Source organism: Telluria sp. AZSoR62, from assembly GCF_058111565.1.
In genome coordinates, this window is sequence record NZ_JBYTST010000195.1 from 1 (window position 1) to 322 (window position 322).

The 322-nt window shown below is 46.0% G+C and carries 1 pseudogene; it reads left to right on the plus strand.

Annotated features, from left to right (window positions below):
* Window positions 1-219, plus strand: a pseudogene (locus tag AC3XQU_RS23495) (hypothetical protein); the annotation flags it as partial.
* Window positions 220-322 lie beyond the last annotated feature (103 nt).

Below are 322 nucleotides of genomic sequence, written 5' to 3' on the forward strand. Positions count from 1 at the left end.
GCGCTTTATACGCCAGAATTAGGAACAAGCCAAGCTGGAGCTCCAGGTGTCGATTTACGACCTTATCTTGTTAACGGTGTAAATACTGTTACAACAAGGACAATTGTTGGTGGGGGTGGGGAAAGCGCCTTGAGCATTCAAGCTCGGATGATGTGCCCTGGAAGTTGTACATTCAGCTGGGACAATAAGTGTGCAAGTCTCGAAGCCCGCGCCCGCTGAGGAATACATCATGCATAAGTTTCTTGCAAGACATTATTTCGGCTATAAACAACTGCGCTCTACATTAAAAGGTCTAGCACTGCTGCTAACACTTTTATTTCCT